Consider the following 25498-nt stretch of genomic DNA (forward strand, 5'->3'; position numbering starts at 1 on the left):
GCGGACCGCCGCGGTGTGCTGGGGAAAACCCCACCCCGGGCTTTCGGATGGTTTTCCTCGGGTGACGGGCTGCTTACCGTCCCTTTATCAGGGCCTAGACTCCCGTGCGTACAGATCGAACAGTGGTGTTCAGCGTGGCCATGGTGTTCAACGTGTCCAGCACGTGCAGCGTGTCCAGCACGTGCAACGTGCTCAGCATGTTCAGCGTGTTCACAGGGAGCGAGGGGCGGACGTGCCGGAACCGATCGTCGTCGATGCAGCCGTCGTCGATCCGACCGTCGTCGCGGCGGACTACTTCCAGTCGTACTCGGTCGTCGGACTGCTCGCCGTCGTCGGCGTGCTGTTCGTCGCGGTCGCCTTCGGCGCCGGACGACTGCTGCGACCCGTGGTCCCCACCCCCGAGAAGCTGCTGACGTACGAGTGCGGAGTCGACCCCGTCGGCGAGGGCTGGGCCCACACCCAGGTCCGCTACTACGTCTACGCCTTCCTCTACGTCATCTTCGCCGTCGACTCGATCTTCCTGTTCCCGTGGGCCACGATCTTCGCCGCCCCCGGCTACGGCGCGACGACCCTCGTCGAGATGTTCATCTTCCTCGGCTTCCTCGCCGTGGGACTGCTGTACGCGTACAAGAAGGGTGTCCTGGCATGGACGTGAACCCCACGGCCGACTCCCGTACGACCTCCGCCGCCGGTTCCGCCGGTTCGGCTGCGAGCTTCGCCGCCACGGAGCCCGTTCTGCTCCCGGAGCCGAAACGGCTGGGCGCCCTCGCCCGCCTGGCCCCCGAGCCGATGAAGGTGATCCTCAACTGGGGCCGCCGGTACTCCCTCTGGGTCTTCAACTTCGGCCTCGCCTGCTGCGCCATCGAGTTCATCGCCGCGTCCATGGCCCGCCACGACTTCATCCGCCTCGGCGTCATCCCCTTCGCCCCGGGCCCCCGCCAGGCCGACCTGATGGTCGTCTCCGGCACGGTCACCGACAAGATGGCACCGGCGGTGAAACGCCTGTACGAACAGATGCCGGAGCCGAAGTACGTCATCTCCTTCGGCGCGTGCAGCAACTGCGGTGGCCCGTACTGGGACTCCTACTCCGTCACCAAGGGCGTCGACCAGATCATCCCCGTCGACGTCTACGTCCCCGGCTGCCCGCCCCGCCCCGAGGCGCTGCTCCAGGGAATCCTGAAGCTCCAGGAGAAGATCGCGAGGGAGTCGCTGGGGGAGCGGTACGGCACTCCCGCGACCCGCCCCTCGACGGCCGCGCTGCAGAGCGGGCTGGTCAGGCCGCCGGCGCCGGTCTCGGACGAGGGGGACGCACAGTGACCGCCGTCGGCTGGCTCCCCGCCCCCGCCGAGGAACTCTTCGGCCCCGAGGCCACCGCCGAGGAGTCCTACGAGGTCCTGACGGTCGACGTCCCGCCCACCACCTGGCTCACCGCCCTGCGCGCCGCCCGCGACGAACTGGGCTGCACCTACTTCGACTGGCTCAGCGCCGTCGACGAGCCCGGCACCGGCTTCCGCGTGGCCGCCCACGTGGCAGCCCTCGCCCCGGTACGGCGCCTGCTCCTGCGCACGACGATCTCCCACGAGACCCCGGTGCTGCCCTCCGCGGTCGACATCTACGCGGGCGCCGCCTGGCACGAGCGCGAGACCCACGAGATGTTCGGCGTCACCTTCGAGGGCCACCCCTGCCTGGACCACCTCCTCCTGCCGGAAACCTTCGAGGGCCACCCCCTCCGCAAGGACTTCGTCCTGGCCGCCCGCGTAGCCAAGGCCTGGCCCGGCGCCAAGGAACCGGGCGAGTCCGAACACGGCGGCCCCAAACGCCGCCAGATGCTCCCCCCAGGCGTCCCCGACCCGAACGAATGGGGCCCCCTGAAGGGCCAACTCCCCCCCGCCCCCACCCGCGGCCCGGCCCGCACACCGGCAGAACGCCCACCCCGAGCCACAGGCGACCGCCCAACCCGCCGCACCCGCACGGCCGGCCAGGGCTCAGCGAGCCAGACGGAGAGTGCCGGTGCGTCGGGTCCGGCGGGTGCGTCCGGTACCTCGGGTGCGGCGGGTGCGGCGGCTGCCTCGGGTACGGCGGCTGCCTCGGGTACGGCGGGTGCCTCGGGCACGGCGGGTGCGGCGGGCGCTGGCCCGCGTCGGGCACGTTCGGCTGCGGAGGGGTCGGTGAGCCAGGCGGAGTCGTCTGCCGCGTCCGCCGGGGCTGGGGCTGCGGCTGGGGCTGGGGGCAGCGGTCCGCGTCGGGCACGTTCGGCAGCTCAGGGCTCGGCGAGTCAGACGAGGGCGTCCGGGAGCGCGGGCGCGGAGGGCTCGGCGAGTCAGACGGAGGTGTCCGGGAGCGCGGGCGCGTCTGAGGCTGGTCCGCGTCGAGCGGGCGCGGCGGGCGCGGCGGGCGAAGGCTCGGCGAGCGAGACCGCACCCGGGGCCACCGAGGATGCTGCCGCAACCCCCTCGACGAAGGGGCCCCGTCGGGCACGTACGGCCTCGGGCGGTTCCGCGAGTCAGAGGGCCACCACGACCGGCTCCGATCCGTCGACCGACGACACGAGCACGAACCCCGCGTCCCCGAAAGCCCCCGTGGCTCCGCGCAGCCCAGACGCGCCGTGGCACCACGCCCGCCCGGCCTTCGACGACCCGGAACCCAAGCGGACGGCCACACCCGAGGACACCGGAGCCTTCGAACACCCCGCCGAGCTCACGGACACCGGAGCTTCCGAACGCCCCTCCACGCCCAAGGACAGCGGAACCTCCGAACGTCCTGAGGAACCCGGCGCTCGCAAGACCTCCGGGGAGCCAACGGCGTCAGGAGCCTCGGCCCCCGCAGAACTCGCGCCCGCCGAAGAACCCACGGGCGCCGAAGAACCCACGGGCGCCGAAGAACCCACGGGCGCCGAAGGCCAACAGGTTCGGGAGGAGCCAACGGCTCTCAATGAGCTGCCCCCCGGAGACTCCGCGACCCCTGATCCCACCGCCCCGACCCCTGTAAACCCGGCTCCCGAGAACCCGGCTCCCGAGGACCCCACCCCGGACCAGCCCTCCACACCCGAAACCCCCACCCCCGACAAGCCCGCAGGAGGCCCGCAGTGAACGACGCTCTCGACGTCGCCCTGCGACTCCTGATCGTCTTCGTCGTCTTCCTCACCTTCCCCCTGATCATCGGTCAGACCGAGCACAAGGTGATGGCCCACATGCAGGGCCGCCTGGGCCCGATGTACGCCGGCGGCTTCCACGGCTGGGCCCAACTCGTCGCGGACGGCGTGAAGTTCGCCCAGAAGGAAGACGTCGTACCGGCGGGCGCGGACCGCCGTGTCTTCCAACTCGCCCCCGCCGTCGCCCTCCTGCCCTACCTCATCGTCCTCCTCGCCATCCCCATCGGCCCCGGCGAGGGCGCCGTCGGCGAGGTCGTCGACGCCGGCGTGTTCTTCGTGCTCGCCGTGATGGGCGTGGGCGTCCTCGGCTCCCTCATGGCAGGCTGGGCCTCCGCCAACAAGTTCTCCCTCCTCGGGGGCCTGCGCACCGCCGCACAGCTCCTCGCCTACGAACTCCCGATGCTCCTCACCGCCGCCTCGGTGGCGATGGCGGCCGGAACCGTCTCCCTCCCCGGCATCCTCGACGCCTTCGAGTGGTGGTGGCTGCCCTGGCAGATCGTCGGCGCGATCGTCTTCTTCGTGGCCGGACTCGCCGAACTCCAGCGCCCTCCCTTCGACATGCCGGTCGCCGACTCGGAGATCATCTTCGGTGCCTACACCGAGTACACCGGCCTGCGCTTCGCCCTGTTCCTCCTCGCCGAGTACGCCGGAATCGTCGTGCTGTGCGGCCTGACCACCGTCCTCTTCCTGGGCGGCTGGCACGGCCCCTGGGGCGCCGACGGTCTCGGCTGGGTCTGGACCCTCCTCAAGACGGCCGTGCTCGCCTTCGTCGTCATCTGGCTCCGCGTGACCTACCCCCGCCTGCGCGAGGACCAGCTCCAGAAACTCTCCTGGACCCTCCTCGTCCCCCTCTCCCTCGCCCAGATCGCCCTCACCGGCATCGTCAAGGTGGTGATCCAGTAGCTATGGCCCCGATTCCCGGCAGTGGCCTCGCCAAGGGCCTGGCCGTCACCCTGCGCACGATGACGAAGAAGACCGTCACCGAGCAGTACCCCGACGCCCAGCCCGACCTCCCGCCCCGCACCCGCGGGGTGATCGGCCTGTTCGAGGAGAACTGCACGGTCTGCATGCTCTGCGCCCGTGAGTGCCCCGACTGGTGCATCTACATCGACTCCCACAAGGAGACGGTCCCGGCGGCGACCCCTGGTGGCCGCGAACGCAGCCGCAACGTCCTCGACCGCTTCGCCATCGACTTCTCCCTCTGCATGTACTGCGGTATCTGCATCGAGGTGTGTCCTTTCGACGCCCTGTTCTGGTCACCGGAGTTCGAGTACGCCGAGACCGACATCCGCGACCTCACCCACGAGCGGGACAAGCTCCGGGAGTGGATGTGGACCGTCCCGGCCCCACCGGCCCTCGACCCCGGCGCCGAGGAACCGAAGGAGATCGCCACCGCCCGCAAGACCGCCGAGAAGCTGGCGGCGGCCCGGGCCGAACCGACCGCGCCGGCCGACCCGCAGGGGGACGAGTCGTGAACCTCGCCCAGGAGGCGCACGGCTTCCTCTCCCCTACCGGCGTCGAGATCGCCTTCCTCCTCGTCGGCCTGGTCACCTTCGGTGCCGCGATCGTCACCGTCACCACCAAGCAGCTCGTGCACGCCGCCCTGTGGCTGGTGGTGGCCCTCGGTGGCCTCGCCGTCGAATACCTCCTGCTCACCGCCGAGTTCATCGCCTGGGTGCAGGTCCTCATCTATGTGGGTTCCGTCGTCGTCCTCCTCCTGTTCGGTCTGATGCTCACCAGGGCCCCCATCGGCCGCTCCCCGGACGCCGACTCCGGCAACCGATGGGCCGCCCTCGTTGTGGCCCTAGCCGCAGCGGCCGCTCTGGTCTGGGTGGTCGTCGACGCCTTCCGCACCACCTGGATCGATCTGGACGGACCCGCCGCCGGCTCCACCGAGGCCACCGGCGCGAGCCTCTTCCAGAACTGGGTCCTCCCCTTCGAAGCCCTCTCCGTCCTCCTCCTCGCGGCACTGGTCGGCGCGATCGTCCTGTCCCGCAAGGCGAAGGCCGAGTCGAGCTCTCCCCCTGTGAACTCCCGAGCTGCGACCGGTGGTTCCCCATCCGTCCCGGATTCCCGTAATCACCCGATAGGGCGAAATGGGTCGGTCGCGGGAACCGAGACGGCCAAGGAGAGCGAGACGGCCGAGGAAACGCCCTCGAAGGGCACGGCCTCGAAGGGAACGGCCTCGGCCGACGGAACCGAGTCCGCCGAGCAGGAAGGCGCCCGCTGATGCACCTCGCCTATCCCGCCGTACTCTCCGCCCTCCTCTTCTGCACCGGCCTCTACGGCGTCCTCGCCCGCCGCAACGCGATCCTCGTCCTGATGTCGGTCGAGCTGATGCTCAACGCCGTCAACCTGAACCTGGTCGCCTTCGACGTCTGGCTCAGCAAGGCCGCCGAGGAGACCCTGCACTCCGGCCAGGCCCTCACCCTGTTCACCATCGCCATCGCCGCCGCCGAGATCGGTATCGGCCTGGCGATCGTCCTCGCCGTCCACCGCAACGGCGGCACCGCCGACATCGACAAACTCCGCGACACGGCCGAGGGCCACGACCTCGACGACCGCGACGACTCCGACAGCGAAGCCCCCCGGGCCGAGCAGGCCGCACGATCCGGGCGGACCGGGAAGGCTGAGGCCAGCGCGTGACCACGACCACCCTCGCCGTCCTCGTCCCGCTCCTTCCCTTCCTGGGCGCCGCGGCCGGCCTGCTCCTGGGCCGTACGGCCCCCGGCTTCGTCCGCCCGCTCGCCGTCCTGCCTCCCCTGGCCGCCCTCGCGCTCGCCGCGGTGGTCGCCGTACGCCAGGGCGGCGACCAGGCGGTGAACGCCGCCACCGAACTCACCCCGACCGGCTCGGTCCCGATCGAACTCGCCCTGCACATCGACGGCTTCGCCGCCCTCGTCGCCATCCTGGTCGGCCTCGTCGCCACCTGCGTGCAGATCTACTCGACGGGCTATCTGCGCGACGACCCGCGCTACCCCTCGTACGCCGCTCTCGTCTCCCTTTTCACCTCAGCGATGCTGCTCGTCGTCTACTCCGGCGACCTGATCGTGCTGCTGGTCGGCTGGGAGATCATGGGCATCTGCTCGTACTTCCTGGTCGGCCACTACTGGGAGACCCCGGAGGCCCGCGCCGCCTCCCTCAAGGCCTTCCTGGTGACCAAGCTCGGTGACGTCCCCTTCCTGATCGGCCTGTTCGCGCTGGCCACGGACGCCGGCTCGTTCCGGATCACGAAGGTTCTCGACGCCGTCGCGCACGGCGGACTCGACCACCCGACCCTGATCGCCCTGCTGCTCCTCGCCGGCGTGGCCGGCAAGTCGGCGCAGTTCCCCCTGCACACCTGGCTGCCGGACGCGATGGCCGGCCCCACGCCCGTCTCCGCGCTGATCCACGCCGCGACGATGGTCGCCGCCGGTGTCTACTTCATCGCCCGTCTCCTCCCTGTCTTCGAGGCGTCCCGGGCCGCGATGGTGGTCCTCGCCGTCATGGCCGCCGTCACGATGCTCGGCTCCGGTGTCGCCGCGCTCGCCCAGGACGACATCAAGCGCGTCCTCGCCTACTCGACGATCGGCCAGCTCGGCTACATGACCGGCGCCCTCGCCGTCGGCGACCGCGGTGCCGCCGTCTTCCACCTCCTGTCCCACGGTGCCTTCAAGGCGCTCCTGTTCCTCGCGGCAGGCGTGATCATCCACGCCTCCGGCACCAACTCGCTGGCCGCCATGTCCCGCATGAAGGACCTGCGCGCCCGCGTCCCCGACGCCTTCTGGACGATGACCGTGGCGCTCCTCGCGCTCGCCGCGATCCCGCCCTTCAGCGGCTTCTTCTCCAAGGAGTCCGTCCTCGGCGCCGCCGAACACGTCGCCACCGGCCACACCGAGCACGCTCCCGGAGCCGCGGGCTGGATCACCCTGGTCGCCGGCCTCCTCACGGCCCTGCTGACCGCCGCGTACGCGACCCGCCTGTGGCTGCTCGCCTTCCACGGACGCGGCGCCGAGGCCCCCGACCACGGCCGTCAGCCGCTGACGATGAACGTGGTGCTGTGGGTCCTCGCGGCCCCCTCCCTGGCCCTCGGTGCCTTCGCCTACCGCGTGCTGCCCGACTGGTTCGACGGCCGTGACCTCACCCCGACCCTCACCACGTCCGTCGTCGGCACGGGCGTGGCCCTGATCGGTGGCATCGTCACCTACGCCGCCTGGCGGCACACCAGCGCGGTCGCGGCCCGCGTCCCGCTCGGTGCGGTCGCCGCCCACCCCGAGGGCGACGCCGGACTGGTCGAGGCCGAGGCCATCGCCACCCACGAGCCCGCCTACGGAGACGTGGCCCACGCGCCCGACCCCGCCGACCCCGGACGACTGATGCTCGGCCCGCTGCACCGCCACGCGGCCGCCGGCTTCCACCTGGACGCCCTGTACACGGCCCTGTTCGTCCGCCCGGTCCAGTCCGGAGCCACCCTCGTCCGGTTCCTGGACCGCGAGGTCGTCGAGACCTACGTACGCGGCGCGGGAGCACTGCCCCGCTGGCTCGGCACGGCCGTACGACGCGCCCAGACCGGAAATCTCCAGACCTATGTGAGCGCGCTGCTCGCCGGCACCGTCGTCCTCGCGGTCGCCGTCGTCCTCGTCGCCACGGGAGCGTGAGCAGGCGTGATCGATATCAACGAGTCCGTGATGCAGTTCCTTCTGGCGTTCGTCGTGGCCGGCCCGCTCCTCGGCGCCGTCACGGCCCTGCTGCCCGCCCCGCCCGGGCTGAAGGGGAAGTCACCCGACCAGGCCGTACTGCGGCACGGCGTGACCGTCACCGGCGTGATCCTCATCGCCGCGATCGTCCTGGCGCTCGGTTTCGACCACGACCATCCGTCGAAGATGCAGGCCACGACCGACATCAGCTGGATCCCCGCACTCGACGTGCGCATCCACCTCGGCATCGACGGCATCTCCCTCCCCCTTCTGGTCCTGACCGCGCTGCTGACCTTCCTCTGCGCGCTCTACTCCTATTTCAAGATGCCGTCGGGCCCCTCCCCGAAGGCCTTCGTCGCGCTGCTGCTGGTCCTCGAGTCCGGCACCCTCGCGACCTTCGCCGTCCTCGATCTGCTGCTGTTCTTCCTCGCGTTCGAGATGGTGCTCATCCCGATGTACTTCCTCATCGCCCGCTGGGGCGGCGCGGACCGCCAGGCCGCCGCCTGGCGCTTCATCCTCTACACACTGCTCGGCTCGGTCGTCATGCTGCTCGGCCTGCTCCTGATCGGGATCAAGGCGGGCACATTCGACATGGTGGCACTCGCCACTGACAACGGCCGGTCGCTGACCACATCCGTGCAGGTCATCGCCGTTCTGGCGATCGGGATCGGCCTCGCGGTCAAGACCCCGATGTGGCCCCTGCACAGTTGGCTGCCCGATGCCCACACCGCCGCCCCGACCGTCGGCTCGGTCCTGCTGGCCGGCGTCCTGCTGAAGATGGGCACGTACGGGTTCGTCCGCATTCTGCTGCCGATCGCGCCCGACGGCTTCCGCGACTTCGCGCCCTATCTCGCCGCCTTCGCCGTGGTCGGGATCATCTACGGATCACTGGCCTGCCTCGCCCTCGCCAAGCGGGGCGCGAAGGGTGACCTCAAACGCCTCATCGCCTACTCCTCCGTCGGCCACATGGGCTTCGTCCTGCTCGGCATCGCCACCATGACCCCGACCGGCGTGAACGGCGCCCTGTTCGCCAACATCGCCCACGGCCTCATCACCGGACTCCTGTTCTTCCTGGTGGGCGCCCTGAAGGACCGCACCGGCACCACCGACCTCGACACCCTGGCCGAGGAGACCGGCGCCGCCCTGTACGGCAAGGCCCCCCGCCTCGGCGGTCTGCTGGCCTTCGGCGCGGTCGCCTCGCTCGGCCTGCCCGGTCTCGCCGGATTCTGGGGCGAGATGCTGGCGCTCTTCGGCGCCTTCAAGCCCGCCGACGAGCTCAGCCGCCCCGCCTTCCTCACCTTCATGGCGATCGGCGCGTTCGGCACCCTCCTCACGGCCGCCTACATGCTCGTCGTGGTCCGCCGCGTCTGCATGGGCGCCGTACCCCAGGACGCCCCCCGGCTCGCCGACGTCCACACATACGAATTCGCGGCATGGACGCCGCTCGTCGCCCTCACCGTCGTGGCGGGCCTGTGGCCGAAGGCCCTCCTCGGCCTCACCGACCCGGCCGTCCAGCAGCTCCTCGCAGGAGGCAACCGATGAGCACCCTGGCCGCCATGGCCCCGCCATTGGCTTCGTCGGCCGAGCCGCTGACCACGACAGCCGCGAACCTCGTCCAGTCCGTCGACTGGCTCGCGATCGCCCCGCCGACCGTCGTGGCGGTCGTCGGACTCGTCGTTCTCGTGGCCGACCTGTTCGTCGGTGAACACAAGAAGGCCCTGCTCGGGTGGGTCTCGGTCGCGGGCCTGGCCGCCTCCGCACTCCTGCTGCTGCCTCTCCTGGACGGCGACCGCAGCACGTTCTGCCTGACCGGCGACGACGGCGTCTGCAGCTACACGGCCGACCGCTTCACGCTCGTCATCCAGGTCCTCGTCCTCGGCGGAGCCCTCCTGGCCGCCCTCCTGTCGGTCACCACCCTCAAGGACGCCGAGAAGAGGCTCCCCGAAGGGGAGTACTGGTTCCTGCTGCTCTCCTCCGCGGCCGGTGCCGCCCTCCTGCCCGCCTCCCGCGACCTGGCCACCCTGATCGTCGCCCTGGAAGTCGCCTCCCTGCCCGCCTTCGCCCTCGTCGGCATCCGGCACGGCGACAGGAAGTCCTCCGAAGCGGCCCTCAAGTTCTTCCTGTCCTCGGTCACCGCGACCGCGGTCAGCCTCATGGGCATCAGCTTCGTGTACGCCTCCACGGGCACCCTCTACCTCACCCAGGTCGCCGACCGCATCCAGCACGTCGACGGACAGCTTGAGACCCTGGCCCAGACCGGCGTCGTCCTCACGCTGGTCGGCTTCGCCTTCAAGACCGCCGCCGTGCCCTTCCACTTCTGGGTGCCCGACACCTACGTAGGCGCGCCCCTCCCGATCGCCGCCTACTTGTCGGTCGTCGGCAAGGCGGTCGGCTTCTCCGGCCTGATCCTCGTCACCGTCGTCGCCCTGCCGTCGTACGCCGACGTCTGGGGCCCCGCGCTCGCCGCGCTGGCCGCCCTCACCATGACCGTCGGCAATGTCGGCGCCCTCCGACAGCAGGCCACGCGCGCGTACAGCGCGGTACGGCTGCTCGCCTGGTCCTCCGTCGGCCAGGCAGGCTACCTCCTCGTCCCGATCGCCGCCGCCGCGTACTCCGACGACGCCGAGCGGTCCATCGGCTCCACCGTCGCCTACGCCCTCATGTACGCCGCCGTGAACCTCGGCGCCTTCGCGGTGGCCGCGCTGGTGGGCCGTACGAAGACCGCGAACCGCATCTCCGACTACCGGGGCCTCTACGCGACCAACCCCCTCGCAGCCCTCCTCCTGGCTTTCTTCCTGCTCTGCCTGGCCGGCCTGCCGCCGGGCATCATCGGTCTGTTCGCCAAGGTCACCGTCTTCTCGGTGGCCGTCGACGCGGGCCTCGGCTGGCTCGCCGTGGTCATGGCCGTCAACGTCGTGATCGCGCTGTTCTACTACCTCCAGTGGACGACCCTGCTGTTCCGGGCCCCGGAGGGCGAACCCGCCGCGCACCGCGTCCCCGCCCCCCTCACGATCGCGCTCACCCTGACCGGCGTCCTGGGCGTCGCCCTCTCGGGCGCGCCCCAACTCGTGCTGCGCTTCGCCGACACCGGACTCTTCTGAACCCGCCCCTTCCCGAACTGAACCGCCTCCCCGAACCCTCACCCGGACGGCCCACCTGGGCCTCCGTACGCACAAGGGAACTAGTGGCACTCGCCTGGCGTTGAGCAAGACGGGAAGGTCCACTGGACGTGACACCACGGACCGGTGACACCGGAAGACATCGGAGACCAGCAAGCAAAGGGTTCCCCTGCTGCACCACTTGGAGGGCGTACCGTGCACCGCCGGCACAACGGGCTCAGGACCGCAGTCCTCCTCGGGGGACTGTCCGCACTCATCATCGTCATCGGCAGCTTCTTCGGCCGTATGGGATTGGTCGTGGCCGTCCTGATCGCGCTGGGCACCAACGCGTACGCGTACTGGAACAGCGACAAGCTGGCTCTACGCGCGATGCGTGCCCGCCCGGTGAGCGAGTTCGAGGCACCGGCCCTGTACCGCATGGTCCGCGAACTCTCCACCCAGGCCCGTCAGCCCATGCCGCGCCTGTACATCTCGCCCACCGAGGCACCCAACGCCTTCGCGACCGGCCGCAACCCGCGCAACGCCGCCGTGTGCTGCACCGACGGCATCCTGCGCATGCTGGACGAACGCGAACTGCGCGGTGTCATCGGCCACGAGCTCAGCCATGTCTACAACCGCGACATCCTGATCTCGTCGGTCGCCGGCGCCCTCGCCTCCGTGATCATGTTCCTGGTCAACTTCGCCTGGCTCATCCCGATCGGCCGCTCCGACGACGATGACGGCCCGGGGCTCCTCGGCATGCTGATGATCATGATCCTCGGACCGCTGGCGGCCACTCTCATCCAGATGGCCATCAGCCGCTCCAGGGAGTACGAGGCGGACGCGTCCGGCGCCCAGCTCACCGGCGACCCCCTCGCGCTCGCCAGCGCTCTGCGCAAGCTCGAAATGGGCACCAAGCAGCTGCCGTTGCCTCCCGAGCCGCGCATCGAGACCGCGAGCCATATGATGATCGCCAACCCGTTTCGCCCTGGCCAGGGACTGTCCAAGATGTTCTCGACGCACCCGCCGATGGCGGAGCGCATCGCCCGGCTCGAGAAGATGGCAGGTCGCTCCCAGTGAAAACGATCCTGAACGTCATTTGGCTCGTCCTGAGCGGCTTCTGGCTGTTCCTCGGCTATCTGGCAGCGGGCGCGCTGCTCTGCATCACGATCATCGGCATCCCGTTCGGCATAGCGGCCTTCCGTATCGGCGTCTACGCCCTGTGGCCCTTCGGGTACACCACGATCGAGCGTCGCGACGCGGGCGCGCCCTCCTGCGTGGGCAACGTCCTGTGGCTGGTCCTCGCCGGCTGGTGGCTGGCCCTGGGTCATATCGCCACGGGTCTCGTCCTGTGCATCACGATCATCGGAATCCCGTTCGGCATCGCCAACTTCAAGCTGATCCCCGTGTCCCTGTTCCCACTGGGCCGCGAGATCGTCCCCACGGACGAGCCGTTCGCGACCCGCTGACTTACGCGCCGGGGGAGCGGGGCGCCGAAGTACGCCCCGCTGCCCTGGGCGAAACCGTGAAGGGCCCGGCGGCTGCTTCGGCCGGGCCCTCGCCGCCCTGGACGACTGTCCGGCGGGCCACCGAGGCGCCGCCCCACCCCTCAGCCTGGTCCGGCACGACTCCGAGGCCGTCCGCAGAAGCCTTGGCGTCACCCCGCAGGCCCCTCACCGCCCTTCGGCCTACGAGGAACTCCTCGCCTCTCTCACCGAGGGCGGACGCGTCGGCATCCACCTCGTCCGAGCCGAGGTGAGCCCGGAGTTTTCCACAACTCGGAGGTTGTCCACAGGCCTGCCCCGCTGTCAGTGCCGCCCTGCATCATGAATGCATGACCGAGAGCGAGCAGTTGCTGGCACGGGTGGCGGACAAGGCCCGCAACACCCGTCCGTGGGGCTGGCCTTCCCTCCCCGAGCCGGTGGACCCGGACACCCTGGCCCGTGCAGAGGCCGCGTTGGGCTTCCGCCTGCCCCGGCTGCTCGCCGACCTCTACCTGCGGATAGGAGACGGCGGATTCGGCCCGGAGTACGGCCTGTTGCCCCTGCTCGACAGTCCTCCGGCAGGCGAGCCCGCAGCCGTCGTGCAGTACCTGGCCAACCGCAAGAGCGGCCGCAAGGACCCCGACTGGCCCTGGCCCGAGGGTGTCCTGCCGATATCCCACTGGGGCTGTGCGATGTACGCGTGTGTGGACTGCCACAGCCCGGAAGCCACCGTCCTCCTCTTCGAGCCGAACGGCGGCGACCGGGACCACTCCTGGTTCGTGGACGCCCGCTCCCTCACCGACTGGCTGCGCGCCTGGGTCGACGGCACGGGCTGGTACGAGGAGATGAACGAGGAGCTGGAGATGGCTCCTTGGGCGGAGTTCCGCATACGCACGGCACCGCCGACCCACGCGACCTGATTGCCCCTTCCGGGGCGCGACCTACCGCCCCGCCAACACCTTCCGCACCCCGTACGCCACCACCCCGACCGCCAGCACTCCCGCGCCCACGACGACGGAAACGCCCGGCAGGGCGAACGCCAGCACCACGCACCCCAGCAGTCCCACGACCGGCACCACTCGGGCCGCCGGAGCCGAACCGAGTGTCCAGGCCGACGCGTTGGCCACCGCGTAGTACGCGAGCACACCGAAGGAGGAGAAGCCGATCGCGCCCCGTACGTCCACCGTGGCGGCGAGGACCGCGACCACCGCACCCACGGCCAGCTCCGCCCGGTGCGGCACCTGGAACCGGGGATGCACGGCGGACAGAGCGCCCGGCAGATGCCGGTCCCGGGCCATCGCCAGCGTCGTCCGGGAGACGCCCAGAATCAGGGCGAGCAGCGAGCCGAGCGCGGCCACGGCGGCACCCACCCGCACCACCGGCACGAGTCCCGGCACCCCGGCCGCCCGCACCGCCTCGGCCAGCGGCGCGTCCGCACGGCCCAGAGCACCGGCGCCCAGCACGGAAAGGACAGCCACAGCCACACCCGCGTACACGACCAGCGTGATGCCCAGAGCAAGGGGGATCGCGCGGGGGATGGTGCGCGCGGGGTCCCGTACCTCCTCACCGAGGGTCGCGATACGCGCGTAGCCCGCGAACGCGAAGAACAGCAGACCGGCCGCCTGCAACACCCCGCCCGCACCGCCGGAGACCCCGGCGTCCAGCCGCCCGGCCTCAGAGGCCCCGGACCCCAGACACACGACCACCACGGAAGCGAGGACAGCGAGAACCACCGCCACGATCGCCCGGGTCAGCCAGGCGGACTTCTGGATCCCGCCGTAGTTCACCGCGGTCAGCGCCACCACGGCCGCGACGGCCACGGCATGGGCCTGCCCCGGCCAGACGTACGTGCCCACCGTCAGCGCCATCGCGGCACAGGATGCCGTCTTCCCGACCACGAACGACCAGCCCGCGAGATAACCCCAGAAGGGTCCGAGTCGCTCCCGCCCGTACACGTAGGTGCCGCCGGAGGCCGGGTAGAGGGCCGCCAGCCGGGCCGAGGACGTGGCGTTGCAGTAGGCGACCACGGCGGCGACCGCGAGTCCGAGCAGCAGCCCCGATCCGGCCGCGCGCGCTGCCGGCCCGAGGGCGGCGAAGATCCCCGCGCCGATCATCGAGCCGAGCCCGATGACGACGGCGTCCCCTACCCCCAGCGTGCGCCGCAGTTCGGCACCGGAATGCGTCATGTGCCGCACCCTACTGATCCCGTGCAACCGCGGGACGCGCGCCTGACGTCCTGTTCAGCAACAAGACGCGAACACTCGCTCGACGAACACCGCACAAGCCGCACACGAACGATGTACGACCCACGTGCACGAGCGCGAGTCCGGACTGCCGGGACGTAGATCACAGTTCTCGGACAGTACGGGCACAGCGCGGAAGGGCAGGTTCAGGGCATGAGCATCATCGGCTGGATCATCCTGGGGCTGTTGGCCGGAGCCATCGCCAAGTTCCTGCTGCCGGGCCGCGACCCGGGCGGCTTGATCGGGACGACCCTCATCGGCATCGCCGGCGCGTTCACCGGCGGCTGGATATCGGCCCGCTGGCTGGACCACCCGGTCACCAAGAGCTTCTACGACGGGCCGACCTGGGCCGCCGCGATCGGCGGCTCCCTCGTGCTCCTGATCGCCTACCGTCTCGTGTTCGGCAACTCGCGCGACTGACCCTGAACCGCAGCCAGCAGGCGAGAAGGGTGGGCACCGGCCAGGTGCCCACCCTTCCTCGTGGATCGGTGCCGATCGGTGAATCAGCAGCTCACCGGTAGTTCACGAACTGGATCGCGAAGTCGAAGTCCTTGCCCTTGAGCAGGGCGATGACGGACTGCAGGTCGTCACGGCTCTTCGAGCTGACCCGCAGCTCGTCGCCCTGGACCTGGGCCTTCACGCCCTTCGGGCCCTCGTCACGGATGATCTTCGCGACCTTCTTGGCGTTGTCCTGGGAGATGCCCTCCTCGATCGACGCGAAGATCTTGTACTCCTTGCCGGAGAGCTGCGGCTCGCCCGCGTCGAGTGCCTTCAGCGAGATCCCACGCTTGATCAGCTTGGACTGGAAGACGTCGAGGACGGCGTTGACCCGGTCCTCGGAGTTCGCCTCCATCAGGATCTTGTCGCCGGACCACGAGATCGAGGCACCCACGCCCTTGAAGTCGTAGCGCTGGGAGATCTCCTTGGCGGCCTGGTTGAGGGCGTTGTCGACCTCCTGCCGCTCGACCTTCGAGACGATGTCGAAACTGGAGTCGGCCATGTCCTGTGGCTCCTTGTATCGGGGTGCGTATCGGCGTGCGTACGGATGCGTATCGGCGTACGTGGGGGCGGCGCCGAGCCCGGCGTGAACCCGGGCCGCATCCGCCCAAGCCTAGTCACCCCATGCCCCCAGGGCGCAGATCAATCGGGTGGCGAAGCACCCCTCGGCATCGGGTATTGTTTACGTCGTTGCCACGGAGCACCGCCGAAAGACGGTTCGAAGGGCAGCAACCCCGGCGGTGTGCCCGAGCGGCCAAAGGGAGCAGACTGTAAATCTGCCGGCTCAGCCTTCCCAGGTTCGAATCCTGGCGCCGCCACGCTGAGAGAGACCCCCTCCGAACTGCGGAAACGCAGAGCGGAGGGGGTCTCTTCGTGTGTTCACTCGTCGGTGCGGCGGAGTCAGGGCACGCGTTCGTGTTCCTCCCGCAGTGCTGTGCGCATGAAGTGGAAGCGGTCCAGGGCCCGCCGTCGCAGCCAGGCGACCCTGCCGCAGAAGCCGATCATGCCGACCGCGAAGACGAGCGGGAAGACCACTGATCCTTGGCCACCCCGAGGGCGAGCAGGGCTGCCGCAACCAGGCCCACGAAGCCCAGCCAGTACGGCAGCCATCGACCCTTGCGTTCCAGCAGGTTCAGCTGGTCGTCGACCAGCCGGCGCATGGACTCCCGTTCCTCGGGGTCGCGCGGCACGTCGTGATGCCGGATCCTGCGGCTGAGCTCGACGAGTCCGCGCGGGTCGGTGCCTGCCGCACGGTTCGCCCGACGACGCTGCACGGCCACGAACGTGACGCGATGACGGTGCAGAAGTCAGCGCTTGAAGGAGCGCACGGCGCGTACCTCCTCGGCGCGGCGGAAACCGCTGTTGCCTTCGAGTACCCCTTCGGCAGCGGCGTATTGGCGGCGGCCAGAGTCGGCAGAAAGCCCCTGCGCACAGCCCGCTCCCATGGACCGCGACGGCATCAACCCGCCCCGGCCCCCCACGCCCCGTCGGCCCAACCGCCCACTTCAGACGCACGAACCCCGTCCGTCCGGGGCACACTGACTGCATGTCCAGTCGCCGCAGGCTCTGCCCCGAATGCCGTCGCGAGATCGCCGTCGTCGCCGGCCGCTTCGCCCGGCACGACCCGCCCGGCGCGCGCGAGAGAGGCCAGCTCGTCTCGTGCCCGGGTTCTCGCAGACAGGCGGAACTCGGGGCCGTGCAACCGTCGTTGGACGGGTACGCAGCCCCTGTCGTGCCCGGCCAGTTGCCGCTGTTCTGACGCACCTACGCGCCCATACGCACCCCTACGCCCCCGCCCGCACGTCCATTCGCGTGACCAGCCCGTCCGCCCCGAACGTGTACACGTGCTCGACCGTTTCCTCGGCCCACTGCTCGCCCGACGTGTCGCGCAGCCCGAGTCGTACGGTCACCACCACCGTCCCGGCAGAGCCGCCAGGCCGCAGCCCCTCCAGTCGTACGAGGGGGTGACCCGCCGCGAACTGCCGTGCCCAGTAAGCCCGTACTGCTTCGTGTCCGTGCAGCCGGCCGCCGTCCAGCATGTTCGGCCAGTCCACGTCCGGAGCCAGGCAGTGCGGTACGAAGGCGTCCCGTTCGTCCGTCGCGAAGACCTCGTACATCCGCCGCAACAGAGCCTCCCGCGCGGCCGGCACACCCTCGCTCGGCACCCCCTCGACAGACATCCTCAGTTGCCCGCCACCGACTTCACCGCCACCGACACCGGCACGGAGCCGCTCACCAGCTCCAGCGTCAGCCCGGCCGTCGCGGGCGTGTCCAGCAACTCCGCCAGTACGGCGGCCACGTCGTCGCGCGGGATCGGACCACGGCCGGTGTGCGCCTCCAGGCGGACGAGGCCCTGGCCGGCGTCGTCCGTGAGCGCGCCGGGACGCAGGATCGTCCAGTCCAGGGCGTCCAGGCCGCTCACATGGGCGTCGGCCTCGCCCTTGGCACGCAGATACGCGTCGAAGATCTCGTCGCCCTCGTGCCCCGGGTCCGCGCCCATGGAGGACACGATCACGAAGCGTCGTACGCCCGCCCGGACCGCCGCGTCCGCGAACAGCACCGCGGCGGCCTTGTCCACGGTCTCCTTGCGGGACGCGCCGCTACCGGGGCCCGCGCCCGCCGCGAAGACCGCAGCGTCCGCGCCCCGCAGAGCCTCCGCGACCTCTTCGACCGAGGCCGACTCCAGGTCCAGCAGGACCGGTTCGGCACCGGCGTCCCGCAGGTCGTCGCCCTGTTCCGGGCGGCGGATGATCCCCGCGACCTCGTCCCCGCGCGCGGCGAGCAGCCGCTCCAGCCGCAGCGCGATCTGACCATGACCACCAGCGATGACAATGCGCATGCCTTCGACCGTACGCCGGAACGCCCGCGAACGCCGTGTCGGAGGAGCACCCTGAGTCAGAAGGGGCCCCTACGACACGTCCCCCCTCCCCTGCCGAGGCAACCCCAACTCCTCGGCCGCCGCAGAGTTGCAGTACTCGCGCACCGCGCTCGTCCGTGCCACCACGCGCCCCCGGTGCACCACGATCCGGCTGTACGCCAGGGACAGCGCGCCGGCCAGGCGGTCGCCGCGTACCGCGAGTAACTCGGCCGGAAAGCCTGCCTCCACGCGGACTTCGGGCAACCCGAGGACGGCTCGCGCCGACGTGCTCACCGCGTCGTAGGCGTCCTCCGGCCGCAGTCCGTACCGGGAGGCCAGCAGGTACGCGGCCTCCAGCGGGTCCCCGCGGCCCACCGGGTTGCAGGCGTCCCGCAGCGCGCCGCTGCCGGCGGCCACCCGGACCCCGGCCGCGCGCAGCAGCCGTACCGGAGCCGTGCCCCGCCCGTCCACGCCCGCGCAGCCGCCCTGCGGCAGGCACACCACGGCGACCCCGGCCGCGGCGAGTTGGTCGGCGGTGCGGGAGACGACCTCCGAGGGGAGCCGGTCGAGGCCCGCGCAGGGGCCAAGGGTCACCCCGGGCCGCAGCCCCCCGGCCATGGCGGCGAGGCGGGCGAGCCGGGCCGGGTCGGTGGCGTCGGTGTGCAGGTCGACGGGGCAGCCGTGCTCCGAGGCGACCTCCAGGACCGCCTCCGCGTACCCGGTCGGATCGGGGTCGAGATCCGGACAGCCGCCGACCACCGACGCGCCCATCTTCAGCGCGTCCCGCACCATGGCGAGCCCCTCCGCCCCGGCCGTCCCGGTCAGCACCCTGGGCATCGCCACGGCCGTCAGCTCGGTGAGCCCGCGCAGCGACCGCCGCGCCTGGAGTACGGCGGCCAGCGCGCCCAGCCCTTGGACGTCACCCACGCGCACGTGTGCCCGCAGCGCGGTCGCCCCGTGCCCGAGCTGGAGGAGAGCGGCCTCCGTGGCCCGGCGCTGGATGTCCCGGGGGTCGGGGGAGACCGGCCCCTCGGCGTCGGCCGACAGCGCGGTGTCGCCGTGGGCGTGCGGCTCGGCCGGGGCCGGCAGGAGCAGGTAGCCGCTGAGGTCCACGCGCGCACCGCACGCGCGTGTGCCGCCCCCGGCCGGGGTCCCGGCCAGGCTCCCGGCCGTACCGACTGCCTCGATGCGCCCGCCGCCCAGCCGTACGTCCACGGTCCTGCCGTCGGTGAGCCGGGCCCCGCACAGCAGGACACCGGCCCCCTCGGCGCGGCCCGACGACGCGGCACCCGACGAGGACGAGGAGTGGGGCGGCTGCGGCTGGCTGTCGGGCATCGCGCTCCAGGGGCTCGGGGCTGCGCAAGCCCGGAGCCGCCGGAACCGCGCAAGGGACGAAAGATCACGCAGAGTGAGTCGAGCCTAGGGTGGCAGCGCGGCCGTGACGGGGAGGAGCGCAATAGTCGTACCGGTGTGGCCCGCCGTACGGGAGGGGCTGTCGAGGCCTCGGAGAACCCCGTCGATCAAGGCACCCAGGGCGCCACGAAACGGATTTGGGTGAACGGCGGCGGAGCGTGTAATGTCTTCATCGCTCGCCCCAATAGCTCAGTCGGCAGAGCGTCTCCATGGTAAGGAGAAGGTCTACGGTTCGATTCCGTATTGGGGCTCTGGTGTGTGAGGTTCCCGTCGCGAGGCGGGAACGGATCGCATCACAGCGGTGTAGCTCAGTCGGTAGAGCAAGCGGCTCATAATCGCTGTGTCACCGGTTCAAGTCCGGTCACCGCTACAGACAGTAGCCGATTGTGGGGTCGGTCCTTCGATCGGCTACTCTTCTATGCGTTAATCGTCCCATCCGTTCGTCAAGGAGCACTCCTGTGGCTGCCACCGACGTCCGCCCGAAGATCACGCTGGCCTGCGTGGAGTGCAAGGAGCGGAACTACATCACCAAGAAGAACCGGCGTAACAACCCGGACCGACTGGAGATGAAGAAGCACTGCCCGCGTTGCAACGCGCACACCGCGCACCGCGAAACGCGATAAATCAGGCTCGTACACGAGGCCGTCCCCGAGAGATCGGGGGCGGCCTCGCGTCGTTGAGAGACCCGATACCGGTCAGTAAAACAGCGCAGAGCTACCAGGAGGTGCCGAGGCCCATGGCGCTCGACCAGTCCTTCGTGGGGCGGACCTACCCGCCCACCGACCCCTATGAGGTGGGCCGGGAGAAGATCCGTGAGTTCGCCGAGGCGGTGGGGGACACCAACCCCGCGTACACGGACCCGGAGGCCGCCAAGGCACTCGGCCACCCCGATGTCGTCGCCCCGCCGACCTTCGTGTTCTCCATCACCTTCAAGGCCGCGGGACAGGTCGTGCAGGACCCGCAGCTCGGCCTGGACTACAGCCGCGTGGTGCACGGCGACCAGAAGTTCGCCTACGTCCGCCCCGTGCGCGCCGGTGACCGTCTGACCGTCACCTCCACCATCGAGGCGATCAAGTCCATGGCGGGCAACGACATCGTGGACATTCGCGGCGAGGTCCACGACGAGGCCGGCGAGCACGTCGTGACCGCCTGGACCAAGCTCGTCGCGCGCGCGGCCGAGGGGGCGTGAGAAGAAGATGACGGCGAAGATCGCATACGACGACGTCGAGGTCGGCACCGAGCTGCCGGCCGGGACCTTTCCCGTGACCCGCGCCACGCTCGTCCAGTACGCGGGCGCCTCCGGGGACTTCAACCCCATCCACTGGAACGAGAAGTTCGCCAAGGAGGTGGGTCTCCCGGACGTCATCGCGCACGGCATGTTCACCATGGCCGAGGCGATCCGCGTGGTCACCGACTGGGTCGGCGACCCGGGCGCGGTCGTCGAGTACGGCGTCCGCTTCACCAAGCCCGTCGTCGTCCCGAACGACGACCAGGGCGCCACGATCGAGGTCAGCGGCAAGGTCGCCGCCAAGCTCGACGACAACACCGTGCGCGTCGACCTCACGGCGACCAGTGCCGGCCAGAAGGTGCTGGGGATGTCGCGGGCGGTCGTTCGACTGGCCTGACCGCCGGATACGGCTGTCGAGGTAAGGGGCGCCCTCCATGGTGGGGCGCCCCTTACTAGTCGCAGGCTTGTTCCACCGCATCTCGGTGCAGCCCATGACGGCCTAACCGCACGCGCTGCACAAACCCCCACCGAACCGCACCGCCCGCAGGCGCCCCCGCCCCACCGCCGAAGGCCCCCGTAGGCTGTACCGCGTGCAGGAACGACACGACGCCCCCCTCGCCCCGCTGACCACCTTCCGCCTCGGCGGCCCCGCCACCCGGCTCGTCACGGCGACGACCGACGCCGAGGTGATCGAGGTCGTCCGTGAGGCCGACGCCGCCGGCACGCCGCTGCTGGTCATCGGCGGCGGGTCCAACCTCGTCATCGGGGACAAGGGCTTCGAGGGCACCGCGCTCGTCGTCGCCACCAAGGGCTACGAGCTCACCGGCACCCACCTCGCCCTCGCCGCCGGCGAAGTGTGGAGCGACGCCGTCGCCCGCACCGTGGACGCCGGGCTCGCCGGGATCGAGTGCCTCGCCGGCATTCCCGGCAGCGCGGGCGCGACCCCCATCCAGAACGTAGGCGCCTACGGCCAGGAGGTGTCCTCCACCATCACCGAGGTCATCGCCTACGACCGCCGCGACGGCGAGACCGTCACCCTCACCAACGACGACTGCGCCTTCTCCTACCGCCACAGCCGCTTCAAGGAAGACCCCGCCCGCTACGTCGTCCTGCGCGTCCACTTCGAGCTGGAGGACGCCGACGGCCTCTCCGCGCCGATCAAGTACGCCGAGACCGCCCGCGCCCTGGGCGTGGAACCCGGCGACCGCGTTCCCCTCACCGACGCCCGCGCGACCGTCCTGAAGCTGCGCGCCGGCAAAGGTATGGTCCTGGACCCCGACGACCACGACACCTGGTCGGCGGGCTCCTTCTTCACCAACCCGATCCTCACGGCCGCCCAGTTCGCGGAGTTCCACGCGCGCGTGAAGCAGCACCTCGGCGAGGACGCCGAGCCCCCCGCCTTCCCCGCGGGCGAGGGTCACACCAAGACCTCCGCGGCCTGGCTCATCGACAAGGCAGGCTTCACCAAGGGCTACGGCACGGGCCCGGCCCGCATCTCCACCAAGCACACCCTGGCCCTGACCAACCGGGGCCACGCCACCACGGAGGACCTGCTCGTCCTGGCCCGAGAGGTCGTGGCGGGCGTACGGGACACGTTCGGGATCACGTTGGTCAACGAGCCGGTGACGGTGGGCGTAAGCCTGTAGCCGACCGGGCCCGAAAGGCTCAGTAGGCCACTCCCACCCCCTGCTTCACCACCCCCGCGTCCCCGACCATCCCCAACATCGCGTGCGCCACGTCCGCCCGCGAGATGAACCGGCCCCGTGCCGGGAACCCGCCGGTCACCACCCGGTACACGCCGGTCACCGGCTTGTCCTGAAGGCGCGGCGGACGTACGGCCGTCCAGTCCGTACCGCTCGCCGCCAACTCCGCCTCCATCTCGCTCAGGTCGGCGTAGACGTCCTTCAGCACGGCGGACACGAGCCCCCGCATCCACCGGTCCAGGACCCCTTCGGGCACCGGCGGCGGCCCGACCGGCCCCGCGCTGACCACCAGCACCCGCCGCACCTGCTCCGCCTCCATCGCGGCCAGCAGGACCCGGGTCAGCCGTGCCGCGATCCCGGCGTCCTTGCGGGCACGCGGACCGAGCCCGGACAGCACCGCGTCCCGCCCGGCCACGGCGGGCCGGAGCACCTCCGGGTCGGTGAGATCGGCACGGACCACCTCCAGCCGCTCACCCGTGACGGTCAGCCGGGCAGGGTCCCGTACGACCGCCGTGACCTCGTGTCCCGCCGCGAGGCCCTGTCGAACCAGCTCCCGCCCTATGCCCCCGGTGGCGCCGAAAACGGTCAGTCTCATGGGCACTCCCACACATGAAGAGGGGTGGGTGAGTATTCACTCACCCTGCTTTCCTCTAGGGTGGGTAAGCACTCACCCACTCGTCAAGCCCGCCGCCCGACCCAAGGGGACGAACCAGCGATGGAGCCCAAGCCCGCCCCGGCCCGCGTCCGCATCCTCGACGCCGCCCACGAGCTGATGCTCACCGTGGGGCTGGCGCGGACCACGACCAAGGAGATCGCCAGGGCGGCCGGATGTTCCGAGGCCGCGCTGTACAAGCACTTCGAGAGCAAGGAGGAGGTGTTCATCCGCGTCCTGACGGAACGCCTCCCGAGACTCGCCCCGCTCCTGCACGCCCTCGCCGCCGAACCGGGCCGTCACACCCTGGAGCACAACCTCACCGAGATCGCCCGCCAGGCCGCCCTCTTCTACGAGCAGAGCTTCCCGATCGCCGCCTCGCTGTACGCCGAGACCCAGCTCAAACGGCGCCACGACGACGCGATGCGCGAGCTGGAGTCCGGCCCGCACAAGCCCATCGAGTGGCTCGACGCCTACCTGCGCGCCGAGCAGTCCACCGGCCGCGTGGCCCCCGACGCCGACACCTTCGCCGCCGCCTCCCTGCTGCTCGGCGCCTGCGCGCAGCGCGCGTTCGCGTACGACGCCACACAGGACGGCGTCCGGCCCCCGGTGGACGACTTCGCCGCCCGGCTGGCCCGGACCCTGCTGGGCGGAATCTCGGTTGCCGGGGAATCGCCGGGCCCGACACCCTGAACCCATGACGACCTGGGCGCCCGCATGCGGCTGAGACTCACCGAGTTCAGACCCCGCAGCGGCCCCCACGAACACCGCGTCGTCCAGCCCCGCCACACCCTGCGCCACACCTCGCTGACCGCACCGGAACCGATCGGCCTGCTCCTCGGCGACCACGAAGGACTGAACCGGCTCGCCGGCCTGTTCTCCTTCGCCGCCTACTCGCGCCACACCATCGTCCACATACCGCTACGGGACGGGGTCCCGCCGGACGAGGGCTGGGGTGAGCGCGTCGACCTGGTCCTCGCACACCACTCGTACGGCCTACGCCCCAGCAAGTGGCCCGAGCTGCGGCGCGCGCTCAAGGCCGGCGCCCCCCTGTCCGTGGGGACGGACGAATCCCGTACCCGGAGAGACGCCGACGCCTGGCGGCAGCGACAGACGCACGCGGACTTCCGGGACGAGCTGCGGCACGCCACGCACGCGCGTACGGTCTTCCTCTTCGGCAGCCGGGACGCGTTCGCCCTGACGGCTGTGAACCTCTCCTACGCGGCCGGCTGGGGACCGCGGCAGAAGGGCGTCACCGAAGGACGCTCGGCGATGATGACGGGCATCTGGCTGAAGGACAGGCCCCGCGGCGGACACCCCGACGAGATCCTCATCTGCTTCAAGCCCCATCCGCCCTACGTCCACTTCAGGAGGCCAGGCGTCAGGAGACCGGGCCGTTGAGCCAGTCGTCCACGCCCGACAACAGCTTGGTCTTCACGTCCTCCGGGGCCGCCGAGGCCCGTACCGACTGCCGGGCCAGCTCCGCGAGCTCCGCGTCCGTGAAGCCGTGATACCGCCGGGCGATCTCGTACTGCGCGGCCAGCCGGGACCCGAACAGCAGCGGGTCGTCGGCGCCCAGCGCCATCGGCACCCCCGCCTCGAAGAGCTTCCGCAGCGGCACGTCCTCATGCTTCTCGTACACGCCGAGGGCCACGTTCGAGGCCGGGCACACCTCGCACGTCACCTGCCGGTCCGCCAGCCGCTTCAGCAGCCGAGGGTCGTCGGCCGCGCGGACCCCGTGCCCGATGCGGTTCGCGTCCAGGTCGTCGAGACAGTCCCGTACCGACGACGGTCCGGCCAGCTCACCGCCGTGCGGCGCCGACAGCAGCCCCCCCTCACGCGCGATGTTGAAGGCCCGGTCGAAGTCCCGCGCCATGCCCCGGCGTTCGTCGTTGGAGAGTCCGAAGCCGACCACGCCCTTGTCCGCGTACCGCACCGCGAGCCGGGCCAGGGTGCGCGCGTCCAGAGGGTGCTTCATCCGGTTCGCGGCCACCAGCACCCGCATCCCGAGCCCCGTCTCGCGCGAGGTCGTCTCCACCGCGTCCAGGATGATCTCCAGCGCCGGGATCAGCCCACCGAGCCGGGGCGCGTACGACGTCGGGTCGACCTGGATCTCCAGCCACCCCGAACCGTCGCGCACGTCCTCCTCGGCGGCCTCCCGCACCAGTCGGCGGATGTCGTCGGGCTCCCTGAGACACGAGCGCGCGGCGTCGTACAGCCGCTGGAACCGGAACCAGCCCCGCTCGTCCGTCGCCCGCAGCCTCGGCGGCTCCCCGCTGGTCAGCGCGTCGACCAGCGCCTCGGGCAGTCGTACACCGTACTTGTCGGCCAGTTCCAGAACCGTCCCCGGGCGCATCGAGCCGGTGAAGTGCAGATGCAGATGGGCTTTCGGCAGCTCAGAGACATCACGTACACGCTCCATTCCGGAATCCTGCCGTACGCCACTGCCGTCCCGGTACCACTTTCCCCTTTAGTGGTCTTGCTCGCACAGAAAA

At 70.7% G+C, this 25498-nt stretch carries 30 protein-coding genes and 3 tRNA genes; 24 read left to right on the plus strand and 9 right to left on the minus strand.

Features of this window, described 5'->3' with window-relative positions; all coding sequences use genetic code 11:
• The first annotated feature begins 232 nt into the window (after window positions 1-232).
• From ABZ098_RS06690 to ABZ098_RS06750, 13 genes are all read left to right on the plus strand, one after another.
• Entirely contained in the window at window positions 233-655 is a 423-nt protein-coding gene (locus ABZ098_RS06690; RefSeq protein WP_356587962.1) for an NADH-quinone oxidoreductase subunit A, read from the plus strand.
• Window positions 646-1317: an NADH-quinone oxidoreductase subunit B family protein gene (locus tag ABZ098_RS06695; protein ID WP_356587964.1), complete on the plus strand. Its 672-nt coding sequence runs from the start codon at window positions 646-648 to the stop codon at window positions 1315-1317. Before ABZ098_RS06690 ends, ABZ098_RS06695 begins: the two co-directional genes overlap by 10 nt.
• Complete coding sequence (locus ABZ098_RS06700; RefSeq protein WP_356587966.1) at window positions 1314-3089, plus strand: NADH-quinone oxidoreductase subunit C; 1776 nt, start codon at window positions 1314-1316, stop codon at window positions 3087-3089. Before ABZ098_RS06695 ends, ABZ098_RS06700 begins: the two co-directional genes overlap by 4 nt.
• Window positions 3086-4054 (plus strand): complex I subunit 1 family protein, encoded by a 969-nt coding sequence (locus ABZ098_RS06705; protein WP_356587968.1) that lies wholly within the window; start codon window positions 3086-3088, stop codon window positions 4052-4054. The genes ABZ098_RS06700 and ABZ098_RS06705 overlap by 4 nt, the downstream gene beginning before the upstream one ends.
• Before the next feature lie 2 nt (window positions 4055-4056).
• Complete coding sequence (locus tag ABZ098_RS06710) at window positions 4057-4626, plus strand: NADH-quinone oxidoreductase subunit I (protein WP_356587970.1); 570 nt, start codon at window positions 4057-4059, stop codon at window positions 4624-4626.
• Window positions 4623-5381, plus strand: coding sequence for an NADH-quinone oxidoreductase subunit J (locus ABZ098_RS06715; RefSeq protein ID WP_356587972.1), 759 nt, complete (start codon window positions 4623-4625; stop codon window positions 5379-5381). The genes ABZ098_RS06710 and ABZ098_RS06715 overlap by 4 nt, the downstream gene beginning before the upstream one ends.
• Window positions 5381-5797 carry an NADH-quinone oxidoreductase subunit NuoK gene (gene nuoK / locus ABZ098_RS06720; RefSeq protein ID WP_356587973.1) on the plus strand — a complete coding sequence of 139 codons (417 nt, stop codon included), beginning with the start codon at window positions 5381-5383 and terminating at the stop codon, window positions 5795-5797. Before ABZ098_RS06715 ends, nuoK begins: the two co-directional genes overlap by 1 nt.
• The gene (locus tag ABZ098_RS06725) at window positions 5794-7788 is read left to right on the plus strand and encodes an NADH-quinone oxidoreductase subunit L (protein WP_356587975.1); all 1995 of its coding nucleotides are present in this window, start codon (window positions 5794-5796) and stop codon (window positions 7786-7788) included. The genes nuoK and ABZ098_RS06725 overlap by 4 nt, the downstream gene beginning before the upstream one ends.
• Window positions 7789-7794: 6 nt before the next feature.
• Entirely contained in the window at window positions 7795-9369 is a 1575-nt protein-coding gene (locus tag ABZ098_RS06730) for an NADH-quinone oxidoreductase subunit M (RefSeq protein ID WP_356587977.1), read from the plus strand.
• A gap of 14 nt (window positions 9370-9383) precedes the next feature.
• Entirely contained in the window at window positions 9384-10928 is a 1545-nt protein-coding gene (locus ABZ098_RS06735; protein WP_356589327.1) for an NADH-quinone oxidoreductase subunit N, read from the plus strand.
• Window positions 10929-11141: 213 nt separating this feature from the next.
• A complete protein-coding gene (htpX, locus tag ABZ098_RS06740; protein ID WP_356587979.1) occupies window positions 11142-12005 on the plus strand; it encodes a zinc metalloprotease HtpX in 864 nt (287 codons plus the stop codon).
• Window positions 12002-12394 carry a YccF domain-containing protein gene (locus ABZ098_RS06745; protein WP_356587981.1) on the plus strand — a complete coding sequence of 131 codons (393 nt, stop codon included), beginning with the start codon at window positions 12002-12004 and terminating at the stop codon, window positions 12392-12394. Before htpX ends, ABZ098_RS06745 begins: the two co-directional genes overlap by 4 nt.
• Before the next feature lie 365 nt (window positions 12395-12759).
• Window positions 12760-13329 (plus strand): SMI1/KNR4 family protein, encoded by a 570-nt coding sequence (locus tag ABZ098_RS06750; RefSeq protein ID WP_356587983.1) that lies wholly within the window; start codon window positions 12760-12762, stop codon window positions 13327-13329.
• A 21-nt stretch (window positions 13330-13350) separates the two neighbouring features.
• Here the strand turns inward: ABZ098_RS06750 and ABZ098_RS06755 are convergent, their stop codons facing one another.
• Window positions 13351-14595 (minus strand): APC family permease, encoded by a 1245-nt coding sequence (locus tag ABZ098_RS06755; protein ID WP_356587985.1) that lies wholly within the window; start codon window positions 14593-14595, stop codon window positions 13351-13353.
• A 210-nt stretch (window positions 14596-14805) separates the two neighbouring features.
• Between ABZ098_RS06755 and ABZ098_RS06760 the strand changes: the two genes are divergently transcribed.
• A complete protein-coding gene (locus tag ABZ098_RS06760; RefSeq protein WP_356587987.1) occupies window positions 14806-15072 on the plus strand; it encodes a GlsB/YeaQ/YmgE family stress response membrane protein in 267 nt (88 codons plus the stop codon).
• A gap of 91 nt (window positions 15073-15163) precedes the next feature.
• Here ABZ098_RS06760 and ABZ098_RS06765 read toward each other — a convergent pair whose 3' ends face one another.
• The gene (locus tag ABZ098_RS06765; protein ID WP_007384029.1) at window positions 15164-15652 is read right to left on the minus strand and encodes a YajQ family cyclic di-GMP-binding protein; all 489 of its coding nucleotides are present in this window, start codon (window positions 15650-15652) and stop codon (window positions 15164-15166) included.
• 234 nt (window positions 15653-15886) lie between these two features.
• Between ABZ098_RS06765 and ABZ098_RS06770 the strand changes: the two genes are divergently transcribed.
• Window positions 15887-15968, plus strand: a tRNA-Tyr gene (locus tag ABZ098_RS06770).
• An 82-nt stretch (window positions 15969-16050) separates the two neighbouring features.
• Here the strand turns inward: ABZ098_RS06770 and ABZ098_RS06775 are convergent.
• Window positions 16051-16185 (minus strand): hypothetical protein, encoded by a 135-nt coding sequence (locus tag ABZ098_RS06775; protein WP_356587989.1) that lies wholly within the window; start codon window positions 16183-16185, stop codon window positions 16051-16053.
• Window positions 16152-16424 (minus strand): hypothetical protein, encoded by a 273-nt coding sequence (locus ABZ098_RS06780; protein WP_356587991.1) that lies wholly within the window; start codon window positions 16422-16424, stop codon window positions 16152-16154. Before ABZ098_RS06780 ends, ABZ098_RS06775 begins: the two co-directional genes overlap by 34 nt.
• A 272-nt stretch (window positions 16425-16696) precedes the next feature.
• Here ABZ098_RS06780 and ABZ098_RS06785 point away from each other — a divergent pair, with 272 nt between their 5' ends.
• The gene (locus ABZ098_RS06785; protein WP_356587993.1) at window positions 16697-16909 is read left to right on the plus strand and encodes a hypothetical protein; all 213 of its coding nucleotides are present in this window, start codon (window positions 16697-16699) and stop codon (window positions 16907-16909) included.
• 25 nt (window positions 16910-16934) lie between these two features.
• Here ABZ098_RS06785 and ABZ098_RS06790 read toward each other — a convergent pair whose 3' ends face one another.
• The 3 genes from ABZ098_RS06790 to ABZ098_RS06800 all read right to left on the minus strand — a co-directional run bounded on the left by ABZ098_RS06790 (window position 16935) and on the right by ABZ098_RS06800 (window position 19342).
• Window positions 16935-17330, minus strand: coding sequence for a nuclear transport factor 2 family protein (locus ABZ098_RS06790; RefSeq protein ID WP_356587995.1), 396 nt, complete (start codon window positions 17328-17330; stop codon window positions 16935-16937).
• A 2-nt stretch (window positions 17331-17332) separates the two neighbouring features.
• Window positions 17333-17989, minus strand: a complete 657-nt coding sequence (locus ABZ098_RS06795; protein WP_356587997.1) for an NAD(P)H-binding protein — start codon at window positions 17987-17989, stop codon at window positions 17333-17335.
• Window positions 17990-18058: 69 nt separating this feature from the next.
• On the minus strand, window positions 18059-19342 hold the full coding sequence (locus tag ABZ098_RS06800; protein ID WP_356587999.1) for an amidohydrolase family protein: 1284 nt from the start codon (window positions 19340-19342) through the stop codon (window positions 18059-18061).
• Between the two features lie 256 nt (window positions 19343-19598).
• On the opposite strand from ABZ098_RS06800, the gene ABZ098_RS06805 reads away from it, so the two are divergent.
• The 6 genes from ABZ098_RS06805 to ABZ098_RS06830 all read left to right on the plus strand — a co-directional run bounded on the left by ABZ098_RS06805 (window position 19599) and on the right by ABZ098_RS06830 (window position 22294).
• Window positions 19599-19671 (plus strand) — tRNA-Thr (locus ABZ098_RS06805).
• Window positions 19672-19717: 46 nt separating this feature from the next.
• Window positions 19718-19790 (plus strand) — tRNA-Met (locus ABZ098_RS06810).
• A gap of 88 nt (window positions 19791-19878) precedes the next feature.
• Entirely contained in the window at window positions 19879-20043 is a 165-nt protein-coding gene (gene rpmG / locus ABZ098_RS06815; RefSeq protein WP_003948671.1) for a 50S ribosomal protein L33, read from the plus strand.
• A gap of 113 nt (window positions 20044-20156) precedes the next feature.
• Window positions 20157-20609, plus strand: a complete 453-nt coding sequence (locus ABZ098_RS06820) for a MaoC family dehydratase N-terminal domain-containing protein (protein ID WP_356588001.1) — start codon at window positions 20157-20159, stop codon at window positions 20607-20609.
• Window positions 20610-20616: 7 nt separating this feature from the next.
• Window positions 20617-21045 carry a MaoC family dehydratase gene (locus ABZ098_RS06825; protein WP_356588003.1) on the plus strand — a complete coding sequence of 143 codons (429 nt, stop codon included), beginning with the start codon at window positions 20617-20619 and terminating at the stop codon, window positions 21043-21045.
• A 193-nt stretch (window positions 21046-21238) separates the two neighbouring features.
• Window positions 21239-22294, plus strand: a complete 1056-nt coding sequence (locus ABZ098_RS06830; RefSeq protein WP_356588005.1) for a UDP-N-acetylmuramate dehydrogenase — start codon at window positions 21239-21241, stop codon at window positions 22292-22294.
• Between the two features lie 19 nt (window positions 22295-22313).
• Here the strand turns inward: ABZ098_RS06830 and ABZ098_RS06835 are convergent, their stop codons facing one another.
• Entirely contained in the window at window positions 22314-22946 is a 633-nt protein-coding gene (locus tag ABZ098_RS06835; protein WP_356588007.1) for an NAD(P)H-binding protein, read from the minus strand.
• 120 nt (window positions 22947-23066) lie between these two features.
• Between ABZ098_RS06835 and ABZ098_RS06840 the strand changes: the two genes are divergently transcribed.
• A complete protein-coding gene (locus ABZ098_RS06840) occupies window positions 23067-23696 on the plus strand; it encodes a helix-turn-helix domain-containing protein (protein WP_356588009.1) in 630 nt (209 codons plus the stop codon).
• Between the two features lie 24 nt (window positions 23697-23720).
• Window positions 23721-24404, plus strand: coding sequence for a hypothetical protein (locus ABZ098_RS06845; RefSeq protein WP_356588011.1), 684 nt, complete (start codon window positions 23721-23723; stop codon window positions 24402-24404).
• On the opposite strand, the gene ABZ098_RS06850 is transcribed toward ABZ098_RS06845, so the two are convergent.
• Complete coding sequence (locus ABZ098_RS06850) at window positions 24385-25425, minus strand: adenosine deaminase (protein WP_356588013.1); 1041 nt, start codon at window positions 25423-25425, stop codon at window positions 24385-24387. The genes ABZ098_RS06845 and ABZ098_RS06850 overlap by 20 nt on opposite strands.
• Window positions 25426-25498 lie beyond the last annotated feature (73 nt).

It is taken from the genome of Streptomyces sp. NPDC006335 (assembly GCF_040612795.1).
In the GTDB taxonomy this organism is placed as follows: domain Bacteria; phylum Actinomycetota; class Actinomycetes; order Streptomycetales; family Streptomycetaceae; genus Streptomyces.